The sequence below is a fragment of the Photobacterium nomapromontoriensis genome (assembly GCF_050336815.1).
Classification (GTDB): Bacteria; Pseudomonadota; Gammaproteobacteria; order Enterobacterales; family Vibrionaceae; genus Photobacterium; species Photobacterium nomapromontoriensis.
This window is the reverse complement of the sequence record NZ_JAKJSL010000020.1, coordinates 21954-38958: the sequence shown is the minus strand read 5'-3', so window position 1 is coordinate 38958 and position 17005 is coordinate 21954. Positions and strand designations below refer to the sequence as shown.

The following is a 17005-nucleotide window of genomic DNA, read 5'->3' as shown; positions in this document are numbered from 1 at the left end:
TTATCTTCTTCTTGGCTTAGTACAGTGGCCAGTGCTGATGCTGAATCATCGCAACGAATTTTCTCAGATCCCCTTCAAGCGGGCGATCTTCTTCAACCGGTGCAAAATCTTCCAACACATGGAACAACATGGCACTCAGTGCCGGACTCAGCTCAGCCTGCTTCAACTCCCCCTGACGCATTCGCAATACCAGCCCTTGCGCTGATGCAATCAAAGAGGCCGCGGTCACCTGCTCAGTTAATGTCAAGACCCGCAGGCAGTCACGGGCAGCAATCGTCCCCATGCTGACCTTGTCCTGATTGTGACACTCGGTAGAACGTGAAAAGACACTGGCAGGCATGGTGTGTTTAAGCGCTTCTGCTGTCCACGCAGAAATCCCGATTTGCACTGCTTTGAAACCATGATTAATGGGCTGACGTTCACCTTGGCAGCCACTCAGGTTATAAGGCAGGCCATTATTAAACTTGTAATCCATCAACTGGGCCATCTGGCGATCCAATAAATCGGCAATATTGGCGGTCGCGGTTTTTAGCATATCCATTGCCATGGCAATGTGACCACCGTAGAAATGCCCACCGTGCAGCACTCGCTCATTATCCCCATCGATGATCGGATTATCATTCGCGCTATTTAATTCGTTTTCAATCATCTGGCGTAGCCACGGCAGACTATCTTGCAAGACGCCGATCACATGCGGGGCGCAGCGCAGTGAATAACGGTCTTGTAAACGGTCACAATTCTGCGGCGGACGATTAGCCTGAAGATCGGCACGTAGCCAGCTAGCAATCTGTTGCTGACCAGGATGAGGTTTTACAGCAAATAAAGCTTCGTCAAAGTGGAAGTCATTACCCTGCATCGCCACCGAGACCATGCCGGTGATCTTGGTCGCCAGCTGTGCCAGATATTCAGCCCGTTTATAAGCAAGACAGGCCAGCGCAGTCATGACCGACGTCCCGTTCATCAGTGCCAGCCCTTCCTTTGGCCGCAATTTGATTGGGGATATACCCAACTCGGCAAATACATCAGCTGTCTGCTGAACTTCGCCTTTATATAGCACTTCTCGCTCACCAATTAACGCAGCAGCCAAATATGACAGCGGCGTCAAATCACCGCTAGCCCCAACCGATCCCTCTTGTGGGATACGAGGCGCAATATCATGATTGATAAGAGTGACAATTTGATTAAGCAGATCATGACTGACGCCTGACATCCCCTGAGAAAGCGAGCATAAGCGGGTAGCCAGCACGGCTCTGGCTTGTTGGTGATCGAGATCATCCCCTAAACCGCAACCATGAAAACGAGTCAGATGGAGAGGCAGCTCATCAACCAGCGCAGGAGGGATAGCAACCGTACACGAGTCACCGTATCCGGTTGTTACACCATAAATGACCCCTTCGTCTTGCAATAATCGCTCAAGAAAAGCGACACTTCGGTCAACTTTGCTGGTAAATTCAGCGGAGCTATTCATTACTGCGGGAGTACCATTAGCAATCGCTTCGACATCTTCGATGGTCAAACGGCCTTTGCCAAACATCACAGGTTGTTGTTTCATTGTTGTCATGACTTAATTCCATTTTTCAGTCAAAAAATAAAAGTATTACGGAAACGTCCTTCGTAATACGACTTTTCCGGTAGAGTGAAGCCGAGGCAGCCCCTGCCGATCAAGCGAGGTATAACTAAACTGCAATTTAGCCTTATCCTCATGCCATATCAGGCTCAGTTGCACTTCCATACCAGGTAAAATCGGCTCTTGAAACTTGATCACCTCCATCCCGCCAAAGGCTGCCACCAAACCAAATACGTCACAGGCGTATTTCACCGCCCAATCAATATGCGTTACGCCAGGCAGCACAGGGTGATCCGCAAAGTGCCCCTGAAAATCACTCAATTCTGGGTCAATGTGCAATTGCAGTTGCCGCTCAGCGCCCTGTCCCATAAGCGATAAGGGTACTGGCTTACGTTTACTCATACAGCCTTCCTTGATTTTGATGCTAGCCCGCCCGTCAGTGCGACCGTTCCGTAAATAAGTCAGATAATTGATTGATGAGTCGTTTACCCTGCGGATTAACTGGAATCGTTGTCACTATCCGATATCGGCGAGGGATCCCCACAGGCTCAATCCACTGACGCAGTAACTGACGAAGCAGCAATGAAAATTTTCCTTTACCTTGTTCTGCATATAACACCTGCCCAGCAGCAGAGAGCACAACAACCGCAGCCAATTGAATCCGCTGTCCAGTTTGTAACGGCAGTACGGCCGCCTCCTCAACCCAATCAAGTTGGCATAATCGCTGCTCAACCTCGACCAGTGAAATGCGCTTCTCTTCGATCTTCACGATTCGATCAGCCCGCCCCTTGAGAATAAAGCGCCCGCCATCAACAAGATCACATTGATCCTGAGTCTGATACCAGTGTTGAAGATCAATAAAAGGTGACAAGATCCGAAGACACCCAGCAGGATCCAACTGGGCTTGGATCCCAGGGAATAACCGCCAAGGCGTTGCATTATTGACTTGTTGCCGATAACCAATCCCACCCGTTTCAGTGCTGCCAAACACTTCAATGGCTAACTGCCCAAATCGCTTCTCAACCTCAATGGCAGAAGCATAAGGCAACGGCCCGCCGGATGAAAAAACACGTCGATAAGTCCGATCATTGATCGCAGGTGGCAGACGACGCAGTAACGCCGGGCTGCTGATCAAAATGGTTTCTGGATCCGCATGCGCCATCACCTGCTCAGGATAAATACGATCTAATCGCTCAAAACAGCGTCCTGCACACAGCGGCCAGATCACCCGAAACAGCAACCCATAGATATGCTGATGCGATACAGTACTGACCACGCAATTTGCTGAATCCAGCTCGGCCCCCCAACAAGCCTCAAGCTGATTAATCTCATTCTCAAGTTGTTGAAAAGATTTACTGACACATTTAGGAACACCGCTTGAACCAGATGTAAACAGCAATAATGTCGTCGTTGCTAAATCCAAAGGCACCGCAAATTGCCGCTGTACGGCGGCAGTGTGATGACGCGCCATGCATTCACAAAAATAACCTTCAGCCAGTCTTACAACGGGTAACTCTGTCCCTAGCTGAATATCGTCATCACACAGCAGGCCATCAAATTGACCAGTGAGCGCCTGCAGGGCGGCGGGTTGTGTGTTACCCGGCAGTACGCCTTGCCGCCCTGCTGCCGCGACCCCTAACAATGCCACCAACAGCCAGTAGCTATCTTGAAAGCACATAGCCCAACGCTGAACGGGCACCGTCTCCAATTCGGCAGCTAAACAAGCAACATCCAACTGCAGTTGCTGCCAAGTTTTATCCCCTGTTGCTGATGTCGCAACACGCAACATATTGTCTCGCGGCGTCTGCAGCAAGACGTCTGCGAGTGGTACCCAATGGGCTGATTTAAATGCTGTCACTGTTCTTGTCTTCCGTATGATTCATGTTTAATGACGACAAACGAAAGAATTAAACAACTGCATTCTGTGAAGAAATATAGTTCGCTAAGCTCTCGACGGATGTAAACTTCTCTTTGGTAGTTGAATCATCAGCATCAATAATAATGTTATATTTGTTTTTAATTGCTAAGCCTAATTCAAGTGCATCAATTGAATCTAAACCCAGTCCATCGCCGAACAAAGGCGCTGATGTTTCAATATCATCAACTGTAATATCTTCTAAGTTCAGTGAATCAATAATCAATTTTTTTACTTCAATATATAATTGTTCCATGATATCGAGTCCTTAATATTCCATTACAAAATGTAAATTTTTTGCTATGATTATCTTTGTTATTTCTGTTATTACCAATAAAACCCAGTACGACCACCCTATCATTTAGCCAACCAATACTGGCCATTAATGATAATTAAGATATGTAAACAATTTGGTAGCCTGTGAAAAACGTAAACTCACTTAAGAATGCAGTCACTCTTTTCGTCGGCGTTCAAACACAACAATGATAATTAACCCGTTGCAATGCGGCGTTGCCAACGCCAATCAAAACGCGTGTCCGATACTGACCACGCATCGGTTTCCGACAGAAGACCAGCAATGATCGCTAACCCTTGCGGATAGTCACTCTCCCCAACAGGCTGATCATGTTGGGTGATGATACGTTGGCTTTGCCAATCCAGCTGATATTGGTCCCCCGCTGAGAGCACTAAGCCCAAGGCATAGCCATGATATGGGCTTCGTTCATAAATAGAGTAGTTGTCCGGCAATGGCTCATCAAAATCAACCACCAGCACACGGTGATGTGGGTATTCAGATAAATAAGCCACCGCTTCTATTAATCCCGCATGCACAGAATGCAGACACGCTGATACCGACGTTGAGGGTATAGCCTGTTTAGTGGCAATCGTAAACAGCCCTACCGCAGTATTATGGACTGACTGAGAGAATGCCATTGGTGATGCGGGCTGCCCCGCAATCACATGGTCAAGCAGCTGACATGTTCGGCTAAACTCACCATGTCGACTCGAAAAAATAACGTAATCGACTTGCTGATCGGTCGAGAGAGTAATGGCCGTCTGAACGGCAAGCTTACTTAGCGTACTCATACGTCGCCGCATCATAGCCGGAATGCTATCGCTAGGTACCGCGGTTAATGCTTCTGGCCAACATTTCCCATCAGCTAACCATTGAGACCATGATTCGGGTTCAGTTAATCCTGGAGATATTGCACTCCAATTCAGAATATTAAATTTGATAGTGCTCATGTTTAAATTAAACCACCACTATTCCACTAAGGTATCGAAAAAATGATTAATACTTTGAAACATTTAGTCATCTTAAATTAAAAAATACCATAACAAAATAAGTTACCCAATGTCATTACTAAATATACGAACATCACCACAATAATTTAATCAGATGGACGCTATTTCTATATATTTAGATGAGCTCTGCAATGTAACACTTGTTATTACAGTTTTTAGGCATTAAACAATGCGTTTCATCTCTTACACAAAAACAATGATATCAGTCATCATCCTTAATAATAGAAATGTAAATAAACAGAATGTATTAAAATAAACTTTGCATAGCCTACTTCATCGTTAAAATAAAAAGCCCGCATCACAGCGGGCTTTCTCTTTTAAACAGTAGTCACCTATCGATACGGCTTAGTCTCGGATTTGTCGCACTCGGAATGAGCGACCTTTCAGCTTACCGTTATCCAGCTTTTTATGTGCAATACGCAGCACATCATTCAAAACCGCCACATAAGAGCAGTTATCAAACACGTTAATTTTACCGACTTGATCACCGCGGATACCATTTTCACCCGTTAGTGCGCCTAGAATATCGCCTGGGCGTACTTTCTGCTTTTTACCGCCATCGATTTGCAATGTCACCATCGCAGGACGGCGCGTCGGCTGATCCAATAACGATAATGGTGGCAATACCGCAGGTTCAATGGTTTTTTCCAGATATTCTTCCAGCATCAGTATCTTGTAATGCTCACTATTACTGTATAGCGAACATGCAACCCCTTGGCTGCCCGCACGGCCTGTACGACCAATTCGGTGAACATGCACTTCGGTATCTCGTGCCAATTGATAATTGATCACGCAATCCAGTGCATCAATATCCAGACCACGTGCCGCCACATCTGTCGCAACAAGAACAGATGCACTCTTGTTAGCAAAACGGACTAACGCCAAGTCACGTTGACGCTGATCAAGATCGCCATGCAGTGCAATCGCGCTGAAGCCGTAGTGATCTAAATCTTCTGAAATCTCCTGCGCTTCTCGCTTGGTATTACAAAATACCACTGCAGATTCAGGACGATGCTGAGCCAATAATACCCGTAACGCATTCATGCGATCGTCGTTGTTGTCTACTTTATAGAAAAACTGCTCAATGCTGCTATTGTCATGGGTCGCTTCCACTTTTACCGTAACGGGATTACGCATCACATCTGCGGCAATTTTCTCAATTTGTTTCGGGTACGTCGCACTAAATAGCAGTGTTTGACGATCCACCGGCGCCCAATCTAAAATCGCATCCAGTGAGTCCTGAAACCCCATCTCCAACATCCGGTCTGCTTCATCAAGCACCAGCATGTTCAGGTCATCAAGCGACAAGAAGCCCTTACGTACGTGCTCTTCCACGCGACCCGGAGTGCCCACAATAATGTGTGCGCCGTGCTCAAGAGAGCCAATCTGCGGACCAAATGGCATACCGCCACACAGTGTCAGCACCTTAATATTATGGATAGCACGTGCCAGCTTACGAATTTCTTTCGCAACCTGATCCGCCAATTCACGAGTAGGACAAAGCACCAACGTTTGTACACGGAAACGTTTTACGTTCAAGTGCTGTAGCAAACCAAGGCCAAAGGCCGCTGTTTTACCCGACCCTGTTTTCGCCTGAGCAATCACATCTTTACCATCAAGGATCGGCGGTAGACTTTGGGCCTGGATTGGAGTCATCTTGGAATAACCCAGTGAACTTAGGTTATCAATTAATTCCGGTTTAAGATTCAAATTAGAAAAGGCGTCTTTACTCACGGCCATATATCCTGTCAGGTTAAAGAAGGGGTTATGCGATACCTGTTACCATGAATATCAGGCCAAGAAAGGAGGTAGTGCTAACCACAAGGGCAGCGACACTACCAGTATCAAGACAAAAAAGATATACCCAAACGATCTCAAGGTGCGCGTTTCATCAGAATGAACCCGACACCTTAAGGGCACTTAACGGTCTTTGATAGAGCGGAGGACTAATCCGCAGGATAGATAACGCCGAGCGAAGCGGCACGCGAGGCCCCGGTCACCTCAGGCACATTACTCGGCAGGTTATGAATACGCTGTCGAGCCAGCCAGGCAAAGGCCATCGCTTCCATATAATCAGGATCCACGCCAGCATCTCGGGTATTAGCAACCTGCCATTCGGGCAATAACTGAGCCAGACGCGCCATCAGAGCCGGATTACAGGCCCCGCCACCGCACACCAACAAGCCTGGTGTCGGCCCACAGGCAAAACGCGCAACCTGTTGAGCAATGGTGACGGCGGTAAACTCCAATAAGGTTGCCTGCACATCGACGGGCAATAGCTCGTCAGATATTTGCGTCAGTTGCTGATCAAGCCAAAACAAATTGTAATGCTCACGACCCGTACTTTTCGGGTAAAGCTGTAACAGGTAAGGATCGGAGAGCAACAGGCTTAATAACTCGGCATTCACCGCCCCCTCAAGGGCGAACGCCGCATCCTGATCAAATTTTTCACCTCGGTGTTGATACACCCAAGCATCCATCAGCATATTACCAGGGCCGGTATCATAGCCGAGTACGGGCTGATCTGGGCGCAGCACTGAGATATTCGCGATCCCCCCTATATTAAGAACCACGGTTGCAGAGTCTTGCTGGATAAACAGGGTACGGTGGAAAGCGGGCACTAGCGGAGCCCCTTGGCCACCGAGCGCCATATCTTTCCGACGGAAGTCTGCCACCGTGGTGATCCCGGTGCGAGCGGCGATCAGATTGGCATCACCAAGTTGCATCGTAAACGGGGTATCTCCTTCCGGTTGATGGAACACCGTCTGACCATGATTACCGATGGCGGTTACTGCACTCGGCTCCGTGCAGGAAAGAGCAAGTAGCTGGTTCACGGCATCGGCAAACAATAGTCCCAGCCGGTGATCCAATTCACCGATCTGTTTGAGGTTGGTTGCCTGACCAATACAGACATCCAGCAATGCAGATTTCAACGTCACAGGCATCGGAAAACAGTCGCTGGCCAGCAAGCAGACTTGCTGATCGGCGTCAATCTTCACCAGTGCGGTATCGACACCATCAAGACTGGTACCCGACATCACACCAATATACAATTCCTCACCCATGGCTGCTCCCTTACTCATGCTCGTCCCCATGCTTTATCTGCCCATCAGCAATACAAATAACCGTGCATTACAGCTTAGAGATCTGATCATTCGTGCCAGAGAGGGATCCTTGTGGCTCATGACTTGCCGTTTGGATCGGTGTGGCACTATATGGCGACTGGATCAGCTGTACCTGCATGGAAACCACATTATTGATCATATTCAGCAATGATGCCCACTGTACCGTTTTTTCTTTTTCAAACAGTGAATCAAAGTTATCGGGGCTCCACTCAACAAATGGCCGCGGATTTAGAGCGCGTCCCAAAAAGCGCAACTCATAATGCAGATGTGGTCCCGTCGACAGCCCGGTATTGCCCGTCCAACCAATTAAATCGCCTTTTCGAACAAAATGGCCACTTTTTACGTTAAATTTTTTCAAATGTGAATAGGTCGTTGCAAACCCCAACGTATGGCTGAGCTTAAGAAAATTCCCGGACCCTTTATTGCTCGGTCGAACCACCTCAACCACGCCATCTGCCGGTGCATAGATCTCAGTGCCAATATTGGCGGCAAAATCGAGCCCAAAATGACGCTTACGCTTCCCTGTAACAGGATGTATCCGCGTTCCAAACTGGGACGACATCCGGATCTGTGGGGTTGGGTTGCCATTGGGGATCATCCGAAACAGCGTGCCCCGTACCGCAGAACTGATCGCGGCACTGTCTACCCGCTCTTCTAATGAAACCGGCTCACCGTCTTCATCACTCTGCAGCCCCAAAATGGTTTCAACATCATCAATACGCTGGGTGAGAAGCAATAACTCATTTTTCTTCTCATTGAGCTCTTCGAGCAACGCCTTGTTCGCCGCGTTTTCTTCCACCAAAGAGTCATTGAGCAGCTGCGCTTCCTCGCTTAACTGCTTGGCTTGGACATCAAGCTGCTGGGCTTGTGCATTGAGTACATTGACTTGGTGGGTAGATGACAGCTTAGCTTGATAGAGGGTATAAACGTTATAACCACCCGCTCCACACAACGCCAATATTGAGGCGACAGCTAATGCAAAATAACGTTTTTTAAAGCGGCGAATTAAATAATGGGAAGTGCCGCGATGATCGGACACCGAAATACAAATATTGTCTGACATGATAACTACGACTCATCGTTATGTTTTTGCAAATCTGCTAGCTGCTCTAGCTCACGATGTAATAGTTCATCAGTGCCAACATTCAATTCAACCAAGCGTCGCAAGTAGCTGACACTGTCTAAATCGATGTGGATAATATGCATGCGTAAATAATGAGAGTCATGATCGACAAGTTGAGTTTCCATCTGCAGCTCAATCTCACTGTCATTCAGAAAGAACCTGACAATATAATGGTTATCAGTATCTTGCGAACACCAGTGATCCGGACGAGTCAGTAATATACCCTGTAATGATAAGTCTCTGACTTGCAAAGACCATTCACCACTAGCATGGATCAGGGTTGCAGATGCCGGATAAAGAATACGACTAAAATGACGGCGTTCGACCATAATCTCTTCATTTTTGTTGTTCTTTTATGTATTAATTCTAATGATAAATATAAAAATTAACCAGATTTATCCGGAATATTGATAACTTTAGTGTTAAAACTATGATCCCATCACAAAAGGGGTCCCATTCCTCCTATGGAATATATAAACGTCTCATTATTTGCAGCGCCAATATTTTGACGAAAACATCAAAAAAACGCTAACTAGAGTACGGCTGACGGTATATTTTTGGTCTTAAAACAGCCGAAGGCTACCCCGGTAGCCTCAGGCAACCCGCGTCAATGTTTAAGAAATTCCGCAATTGCCAGATACACCCGTTCACACTCGTCTTTTACCAGGTTTTCCATGTTCAAGAAGGTGTGGATCATCTCGCTGAAATGCAGCCACTCACATCGCCCCCCCATGGCCGTCATTTTCTCGTAATAGGCGATCCCGTCATCGCGCAACGGGCAGAACTCAGCCGTGATCATCAAGGTATCGGGTAACTTAGGGCTTACATGACCATATAACGGAGAGCACTGCTGACGGTTCTCATTATTCTGGAAATAATTATCGAAATACCAGCCAACTTTCCCTTTTTGTAGCAGATACCCGGTTGCATTTTGCGCCATCGACGCTGAAGCCATGGTGTAATCCAGACAGGGATAAATCATCACCTGCTTGGCCAGTGTTACGTGATGATCATATTGCGCTTTACCGCTGACCGTCGCGACCATCGCCCCACCCGCTGAATCGCCGGCGATAGATAAACGCGGCACATAGTTCAGCTGCCTGCCATCCAGCGTTGTCCATATATTCTGAACCACAGCATACGCGTCATTCACCCCGGCGGGATACGGGCACTCAGGCGCCAGACGATAATCCACCGACACCACGATATGCTGAGTTGCCTTCGCCAACTTACGACAAATAGGATCGTAGACCGTTACACTACCGGCCATATGCCCGCCGCCGTGGTAATACACCAACACCGGTAATGACCGCTCAGGCGCCGGATGATAAATACGCACCGGGACGTTGTATTCATCGTTATGAACAACATCATCCTGCACCCAAGAAATAGCGGGAATATCGGTCACGAGCTCTTGGGTTAAATTCGCCAGCCCCTCGCGAGCATTCGTGGCTGTCGGCTTAAAACCATTATCAATGAGTACGGCCAGTTGCTGATTAAAATCAGCAAGCCAAGGCTGTAACTTAGGACTTACCTGACGCATAGAGGCTCCTTGTCCGTCATTGACACAGTTTGTGGGGATTAAGGTTGAAACCTCATCAATTCATCAACGCTGATTTCTGCCTGATAATCGACACCATCAAGGCAAAAGCCATTGAGTTGCATAAAATCAGTTTTATAGCCTTGATAGTCACCTATTTGCGCAAAATTATCCGGGGTTATTTGCGCCATCAGCACACTCACTGACTGCTGAATACGGTCATCGAGTTCCCAGTCATCCATTCGGATCAATCGACTATTATCAACGGGGACCGCGCTGCTCTCTCCATACAAACGTTGCGCATAAAGTCGCTGCATCTGCTCGATACAACCTTCATGAACACCTTGTGCTTTCATCACCTTAAACAAGGCCAAAATGTACGGTGAAAATGCAGGAATAAACACACTGGCTTTAGTAACCAGCGCTTTGCACACGGCCACATACGCACTGCCATTGAAGGCGGCCATTTTGTCATTGAGCTGATCGGCGGTGGCATGCAAATGTGCTTTTGCCCGGCCTAAAGTACCATGATGATAAATAGGGTAAGTCACTTCCGGTCCGATATAAGAATACGCCACCGTTTTACACCCTGAAGCAAGCACGCCAGCATCAGACAACATACTGATCCAACTGGCCCAGTCCTCCCCGCCCATGACTTTTTCCGTCGCATCAATTTCCTCGTCAGTCGCCGTCCCAACCGTCATGGGTTCCATCATATCGGTTTCAATATTGATAGTCGGCCCTGAGATAGGATCACCGAGGGTTTTAATTGATGATCGCCATAATTCCCCAGTTTCAGGGTTTGGTCGCGCGCCCGTCGCCAGGCTGTACACCACCAAATCAAGCTGGCCGCCAAACTCAGCGTGAATATAATCAATCACCTGCTGGCGCATTTCTGGGGCAAACGCATCACCGACAAAGTTCTTGCCAATCAGCCCCGCTTTCTCCGCCTCTTCCCGGAAAAAAACATTGTTATACCAACCCGCCGTACCGACCCCTTTATCGCTTGGCCCGCGTTCAAATGACACACCGATAGTATCCGCCTGTGCCCCACCAAACGCCAAAGCAATGCGCGAGGCAAGGCCAAACCCTGATGACGCTCCCAGCACCAACACTTTCTTCGGTCCATGAATGACGGGGGATGCGGCCCGTACATAGGCAATCTGATTACGGACAGCCTGCTGACAACCATAAGGATGCGCAGCACGAGCAACGACTCCTTTTACGACGGGTTTAATAACCATAGTCACTCCTAAATTTAATCCCCTCTAGTTTGCGCTATGGGTATTACGGAAGCAACATTTTAGGCCATACCCTGATCATGTAACGTAACGATTCTAAAACTTTTCTTCTCAGTTTCAGCACCAGCACGCTGCTAAAAGGTGCCGTTGAAAGATCGCATTTTTTACTAAACATTGTTTAGTAAAGGTCGTGACGGCTTCATAGATCCCATTTGGGAATTCTATTTACACTCAACCCATCAATTAATAATAACGACTTACAGGTGGTTATACGTCATGAGTACGCAAGCAAAAGCATGGGTTGAAGAGATAGTGCTTCCTACTTACCCAACCGGCAAAGTTGACCCAAACCCTCTCTTTTTAGAAAACCGTGTTTATCAAGGTTCATCGGGTTCCGTATACCCTTACGGGGTCATTGATAGCATCACTGATGAGAAAGTCGATCAAACCTATCAAGCGGTTTATATCGAGAACGATTATATAAAAATCATGTTATTGCCTGAGCTCGGCGGCAGAATCCATCGTGCATATGACAAAGTGAAAGGACGTGATTTTGTATATTACAACGAAGTCGTAAAACCCGCTTTAGTCGGCCTGCTTGGCCCATGGATCTCTGGCGGCATTGAATTCAACTGGCCACAGCATCACCGTCCAACCACCTACATGCCAACGGATTTTACCATTGAGCATCAGGATGATGGCTCTGTCACCGTCTGGATGGGAGAAGTCGAGCACATGTATGGCCTGCAAATCATGGCCGGCTTCAAAGTCTATCCAAACAAATCATTAATCGAAATTACCGGGAAGGTCTATAACGGTAATGAGACCCCTCGCCAGTTCTTATGGTGGTCAAATCCAGCCGTAAAAGGGGGCGATGACCATCAAAGTATCTTCCCACCCGATGTCACTGCAGTATACGACCACGGTAAACGTGATGTGTCTAATTTCCCTATTGCGACAGGTATTTACTACAAAGTTGATTATTCACCTGGCACGGATATCTCACGCTATAAAAACTTACCCGTGCCAACATCGTATATGGCTGACAAATCAGCCTATGATTTTGTCGGCGCTTACAACCATGATGAACAAGGTGGCCTGCTGCATATCGCCAATCACCACGTGTCACCGGGTAAAAAACAGTGGTCATGGGGTAACTGTGATTTCGGTATAGCGTGGGATCGTCAACTGACTGATACCAATGGACCTTACATTGAGCTCATGACGGGAGTCTTCACTGACAATCAGCCTGATTTCACATGGATAGAAAGCCACGAAGAAAAGATCTTTGTGCAACACTTCTTACCCTATAGCCACCTTGGCAATGTCCATAATGCCAATACCGACGTCGCCATTAAACTTGAGCGCACCCCTACCGGGGTAACATGGGCGGTATACGCCATTGCCGCGATCACCGAATATTCCATGGTCATTAAAGACGGCGAGCAGCCGCTGCTGGATCAGAGCTTAACCTTAATGCCCGGTGAATCACGCGAAGGGCGCTATGAATACGATGGCCACGGTTCATTAACCATGACGGTCACCGCAGCTGATGGACACACCGAACTGACATACACCGAGCATGAACGTGCAACCGATGAGCCAACGCCAGATCCGGCCACTACACCCGCGATGCCTAAAGAGGTTGAGAGCGTTGAAGAGCTGTTCTTCATTGGTCAGCACCTGCAGCAGTACCACCATGCAACACGCAGCCCAGTCGATTATTATCAAGAGGCACTGACCAGAGACCCTCATCACTATCAAGCCAATGTGGCAATGGCGACCCTTGCTTACGAGCGTGCTGATTATCCGGCCACGGTTGCCTTCGCTGATGCGGCATTAGCACGCGCACATAAACTCAATAAAAACCCATTGTGCGGCAAAGCCAGCTATTTACGGGGATGTGCTTACGAAAAACTAGGACAACTGGACGATGCGTTCAATGATGTATTTAAAGCCACCTGGAGCGGTAATTGCCGTGATACCGGGTTCTATGCCGCAGCACGGATTGCCACCAAGCAAGCTCGATTACACGAGGCATTGGAATACACCGAGCGCACTTTACAGCTCAATGGCATGCATTATCATGCTGCTACACTGAAAGCCTACTTGCTGACCTTACTGAACCGCCATACAGATGCGATCCAGTTCATTGATAGCCAATTAGGTAATCAACCTCTGGGTTATGGCTTAGCCTTCCAGAAATACCAACTGACGCAAACTGAAACTGATTTACATGCCTTCCAGCAATTAATGAATGGACGTGAAGCCAATACGATTCATCTGGCAAACTTTTATCTGTCTATTGGGGCAGAAGAGAGTGTTCGGTCCTTACTGGCGCATTGCGACAGCCAAGGTGCGATGACCGCCATTTACCACGCTTTCGTGTCAAATAATCCTCAAGCCGCTAACAGCGAGTTAGATAAAGCCGCCAATTTATTTACTGATAACGTATTGTTCCCAAATACACTGACAGAAATAGCTGTTCTCACCACTTTTTCAGATCACTATTTCACTCAATATCTACTGGGCTGCTTCTTCTACGCCAAGCGAGATTATGTGAGTGCGGTCAACCATTGGGAAAAAGTACAACAGCTGAATCCGGATTATGCGCCAGTGCTGCGTAATTTGTCAGTGCATGCCTACAACAAATGCCACGATAGCAAAAAAGCCATCGCTTTAATGTCGCAAGCATTTGTCTTAACACCGGATGATGCTCGAATATTGTATGAGCTTGATTATCTCAAGAAAGCATCGGCAACGGATCCGGCTGAGCGCTTGCACACGTTGACCTCTCATCTGGGCATTGTGGCAAAGCGTGATGATCTGACGGCTGAGCTACTCAATCTGTGCAATATTACCGGCGAACTGGCACGCGCAGCGGATTGTTTAGCAACGCGCCAGTTTCACCCTTGGGAAGGTGGTGAAGGGCGTATTACCGGGCAATTTATCACCAATAAACTGCGTCTGGCACTTAACCTGATACGTCAGCAACAGTTCCAAGATGCCATTAATTGTTTAGATTCCGCGCTGCATTATCCTCATAACTTAGGTGAAGGACGCTTAGTCGGTCAAACTGATAATGATCTGCATTACTATCTGGGTTACTGCTATCAGCAACTCGACCAGCATGAACAAGCAACACGGCATTTCCAGTGCGCAACACAAGGGAAACAAGAGATAGGCCAAAGTCGCTACTATAACGATCAACCAGCCGATTACTTGTTTTACCAAGCCGCAGCATGGCATCAATTAGGGCACACTGAACAAGCACTCGCAATCTACCAAAGCATGGTGACCTGGGCGGAGTCCGCATGCCATACCCCCGTCGAGATTGATTTCTTTGCGGTCTCACTCCCCGCCCTGATTGTATTTGACACAGATGCGCAGGCAGAACACACGCAGCACTGCCTGTTTGTAAAAGCAATGGGGCAACTGGGGCTAGCATTCTTAGCCCAACATGCTGACAAACGACACGATTTTGAATACACCTTGCAGGCGTTATTATCCCAATCGCCAGCACATACCAAAGCGAACTTATTCAAAGAAGTCGCACAACATAGCTACGCATTCGGTCAGTACGATCAAGCGTAATAGATAGGCACCTCTGGCGGTGACCTATCGCTAGAGGTGCCTGTATACCATAACGAGAATAGATGTGTACCTCTACAAGGATTGACTATGAGTAAAACAAGCGATCAACTCAATATGAAAAACATCTGGCTCATCAGCCTAGTTGCCGCCTGCGGTGGATTGTTATTTGGTTACGACTGGGTCGTAATTGGTGGGGCGAAACCGTTTTATGAAGCGTACTTCAATATCACCAGCGCATCACTCTCTGGCTGGGCGATGAGCTCTGCGTTATTAGGCTGTATCGCGGGTGCCTTTATTGCGGGTACTGTTTCAGACAAATACGGCCGGAAACGCCCATTAATTTTGGCTGCCGTATTATTTATCATTTCGGCGTGGGGAACCGCTGCGGCAAACAGTTTTGATGCCTTTGTTATTTATCGTATTATTGGCGGTATTGGCATTGGCTTGTCGTCAGCTTTATCGCCAATGTACATCGCTGAAATTGCCCCAGCTGAGAAACGTGGCCGCTTTGTCGCAATCAACCAATTGACCATAGTGATCGGTGTATTGGCAGCCCAAATCATTAACTTGATGATTGCCGAACCTGTAGCCGCCAATGCCACACCGGCTGATATTCTCCAGACCTGGAATGGTCAAATGGGCTGGCGCTATATGTTCGGTGCCGAACTTGTCCCGGCGTTTGCATTTTTAGTACTCATGTTTATTGTTCCAGAGTCACCACGCTGGTTAGTCAAAATGGGCATGACCGATCGCGCAAAAGCCACCTTACGGCGTATTGGCAGTGACAGCTATGCAACACGCACTGTCGAAGAAATTGAAGGTACCCTAACGGCTGAAACTCGCTCATTGCCTTTTAGCGCGCTACTTAAGCCGGATGTAAAACCGATCCTGATTATCGGTGTTGTACTGGCGGCATTCCAACAATGGTGTGGAATCAACGTCATTTTTAACTACGCCCAAGAGATCTTCGCTTCAGCAGGATTTGATATCAATGACACCCTCAAATCCATTGTGGCGACGGGCTTAATCAACTTATTGTTTACCATTCTTGCTATTCCTTTTGTCGATAAAATTGGTCGCCGCAAGCTGATGATCATTGGTTCTTTTGGACTGACAGTTATCTACGGCTTGATGTCAGCAGCGTACGCGTTTGGCATCCTGGGATTGCCCGTCTTACTGTTAGTGCTGATTGCTATCTCTATTTATGCCCTGACACTGGCTCCGGTGACCTGGGTACTGCTGTCTGAAATTTTCCCGAACAAAGTCCGTGGGATCGCCATGTCAGCCAGTACCTTTGCGTTATGGGTAGCCTGTTTCGCGCTTACCTATACCTTCCCATTATTAAATGAAGGGTTAGGCGCTTCAGGCAGCTTCTTGTTATACGGTGTGATTTGTGCTGCGGGTTTTGTCTTTATCTATCGCCGAGTACCAGAAACCAAAGGCCGCTCTTTAGAAGAATTAGAAAAAGAGCTTGTGGCACAAACTGGGCATGTGGGTAAACACGTCAACGTATAAGCCACTACGATATTCACTCATCACAATAAGGCCACCGATAGGGTGGCCTGTTTTTTCTTCGCCATAAACCAGCGGGCAGG

Annotated in this window: 12 protein-coding genes and 1 pseudogene; 2 read left to right on the top strand and 11 right to left on the bottom strand. The window is 47.6% G+C overall.

The genetic code is table 11. The features are described 5' to 3' along the window. Positions 1–16: 16 nt before the first annotated feature. The 11 genes from L4D12_RS06280 to fabV all read right to left on the bottom strand — a co-directional run bounded on the left by L4D12_RS06280 (position 17) and on the right by fabV (position 11819). Positions 17–1561 carry an HAL/PAL/TAL family ammonia-lyase gene (locus L4D12_RS06280; protein ID WP_428446970.1) on the bottom strand — a complete coding sequence of 515 codons (1545 nt, stop codon included), beginning with the start codon at positions 1559–1561 and terminating at the stop codon, positions 17–19. A gap of 36 nt (positions 1562–1597) precedes the next feature. Further along, positions 1598–1969 carry an ApeI family dehydratase gene (locus tag L4D12_RS06275; RefSeq protein ID WP_428446969.1) on the bottom strand — a complete coding sequence of 124 codons (372 nt, stop codon included), beginning with the start codon at positions 1967–1969 and terminating at the stop codon, positions 1598–1600. A gap of 34 nt (positions 1970–2003) precedes the next feature. Next, positions 2004–3356 carry an AMP-binding protein gene (locus L4D12_RS06270; protein ID WP_428447098.1) on the bottom strand — a complete coding sequence of 451 codons (1353 nt, stop codon included), beginning with the start codon at positions 3354–3356 and terminating at the stop codon, positions 2004–2006. Between the two features lie 118 nt (positions 3357–3474). After that, a complete protein-coding gene (locus L4D12_RS06265; protein WP_428446968.1) occupies positions 3475–3738 on the bottom strand; it encodes a phosphopantetheine-binding protein in 264 nt (87 codons plus the stop codon). Between the two features lie 233 nt (positions 3739–3971). After that, positions 3972–4727: a beta-ketoacyl synthase chain length factor gene (locus L4D12_RS06260; protein ID WP_428446967.1), complete on the bottom strand. Its 756-nt coding sequence runs from the start codon at positions 4725–4727 to the stop codon at positions 3972–3974. A 405-nt stretch (positions 4728–5132) separates the two neighbouring features. Then, positions 5133–6521 carry an ATP-dependent RNA helicase DbpA gene (dbpA, locus tag L4D12_RS06255; RefSeq protein ID WP_428446966.1) on the bottom strand — a complete coding sequence of 463 codons (1389 nt, stop codon included), beginning with the start codon at positions 6519–6521 and terminating at the stop codon, positions 5133–5135. Positions 6522–6733: 212 nt separating this feature from the next. Then, entirely contained in the window at positions 6734–7852 is a 1119-nt protein-coding gene (locus L4D12_RS06250) for an anhydro-N-acetylmuramic acid kinase (protein WP_428447097.1), read from the bottom strand. Between the two features lie 67 nt (positions 7853–7919). Beyond that, positions 7920–8975: a M23 family metallopeptidase gene (locus L4D12_RS06245; protein WP_428446965.1), complete on the bottom strand. Its 1056-nt coding sequence runs from the start codon at positions 8973–8975 to the stop codon at positions 7920–7922. A 5-nt stretch (positions 8976–8980) separates the two neighbouring features. Then, the gene (locus L4D12_RS06240) at positions 8981–9364 is read right to left on the bottom strand and encodes a PilZ domain-containing protein (protein WP_428446964.1); all 384 of its coding nucleotides are present in this window, start codon (positions 9362–9364) and stop codon (positions 8981–8983) included. Positions 9365–9642: 278 nt separating this feature from the next. Continuing rightward, the gene (locus tag L4D12_RS06235) at positions 9643–10578 is read right to left on the bottom strand and encodes an alpha/beta hydrolase (RefSeq protein ID WP_428446963.1); all 936 of its coding nucleotides are present in this window, start codon (positions 10576–10578) and stop codon (positions 9643–9645) included. A gap of 38 nt (positions 10579–10616) precedes the next feature. After that, the gene (gene fabV, locus L4D12_RS06230) at positions 10617–11819 is read right to left on the bottom strand and encodes an enoyl-ACP reductase FabV (protein WP_428446962.1); all 1203 of its coding nucleotides are present in this window, start codon (positions 11817–11819) and stop codon (positions 10617–10619) included. Between the two features lie 273 nt (positions 11820–12092). Between fabV and L4D12_RS06225 the strand changes: the two are divergent. Together L4D12_RS06225 and L4D12_RS06220 are read left to right on the top strand one after the other, a co-directional pair. Next, a pseudogene (locus L4D12_RS06225) lies at positions 12093–13964 on the top strand (DUF5107 domain-containing protein); the annotation flags it as partial. 1533 nt (positions 13965–15497) lie between these two features. After that, complete coding sequence (locus L4D12_RS06220; RefSeq protein WP_428446961.1) at positions 15498–16925, top strand: sugar porter family MFS transporter; 1428 nt, start codon at positions 15498–15500, stop codon at positions 16923–16925. Positions 16926–17005: the final 80 nt, after the last annotated feature.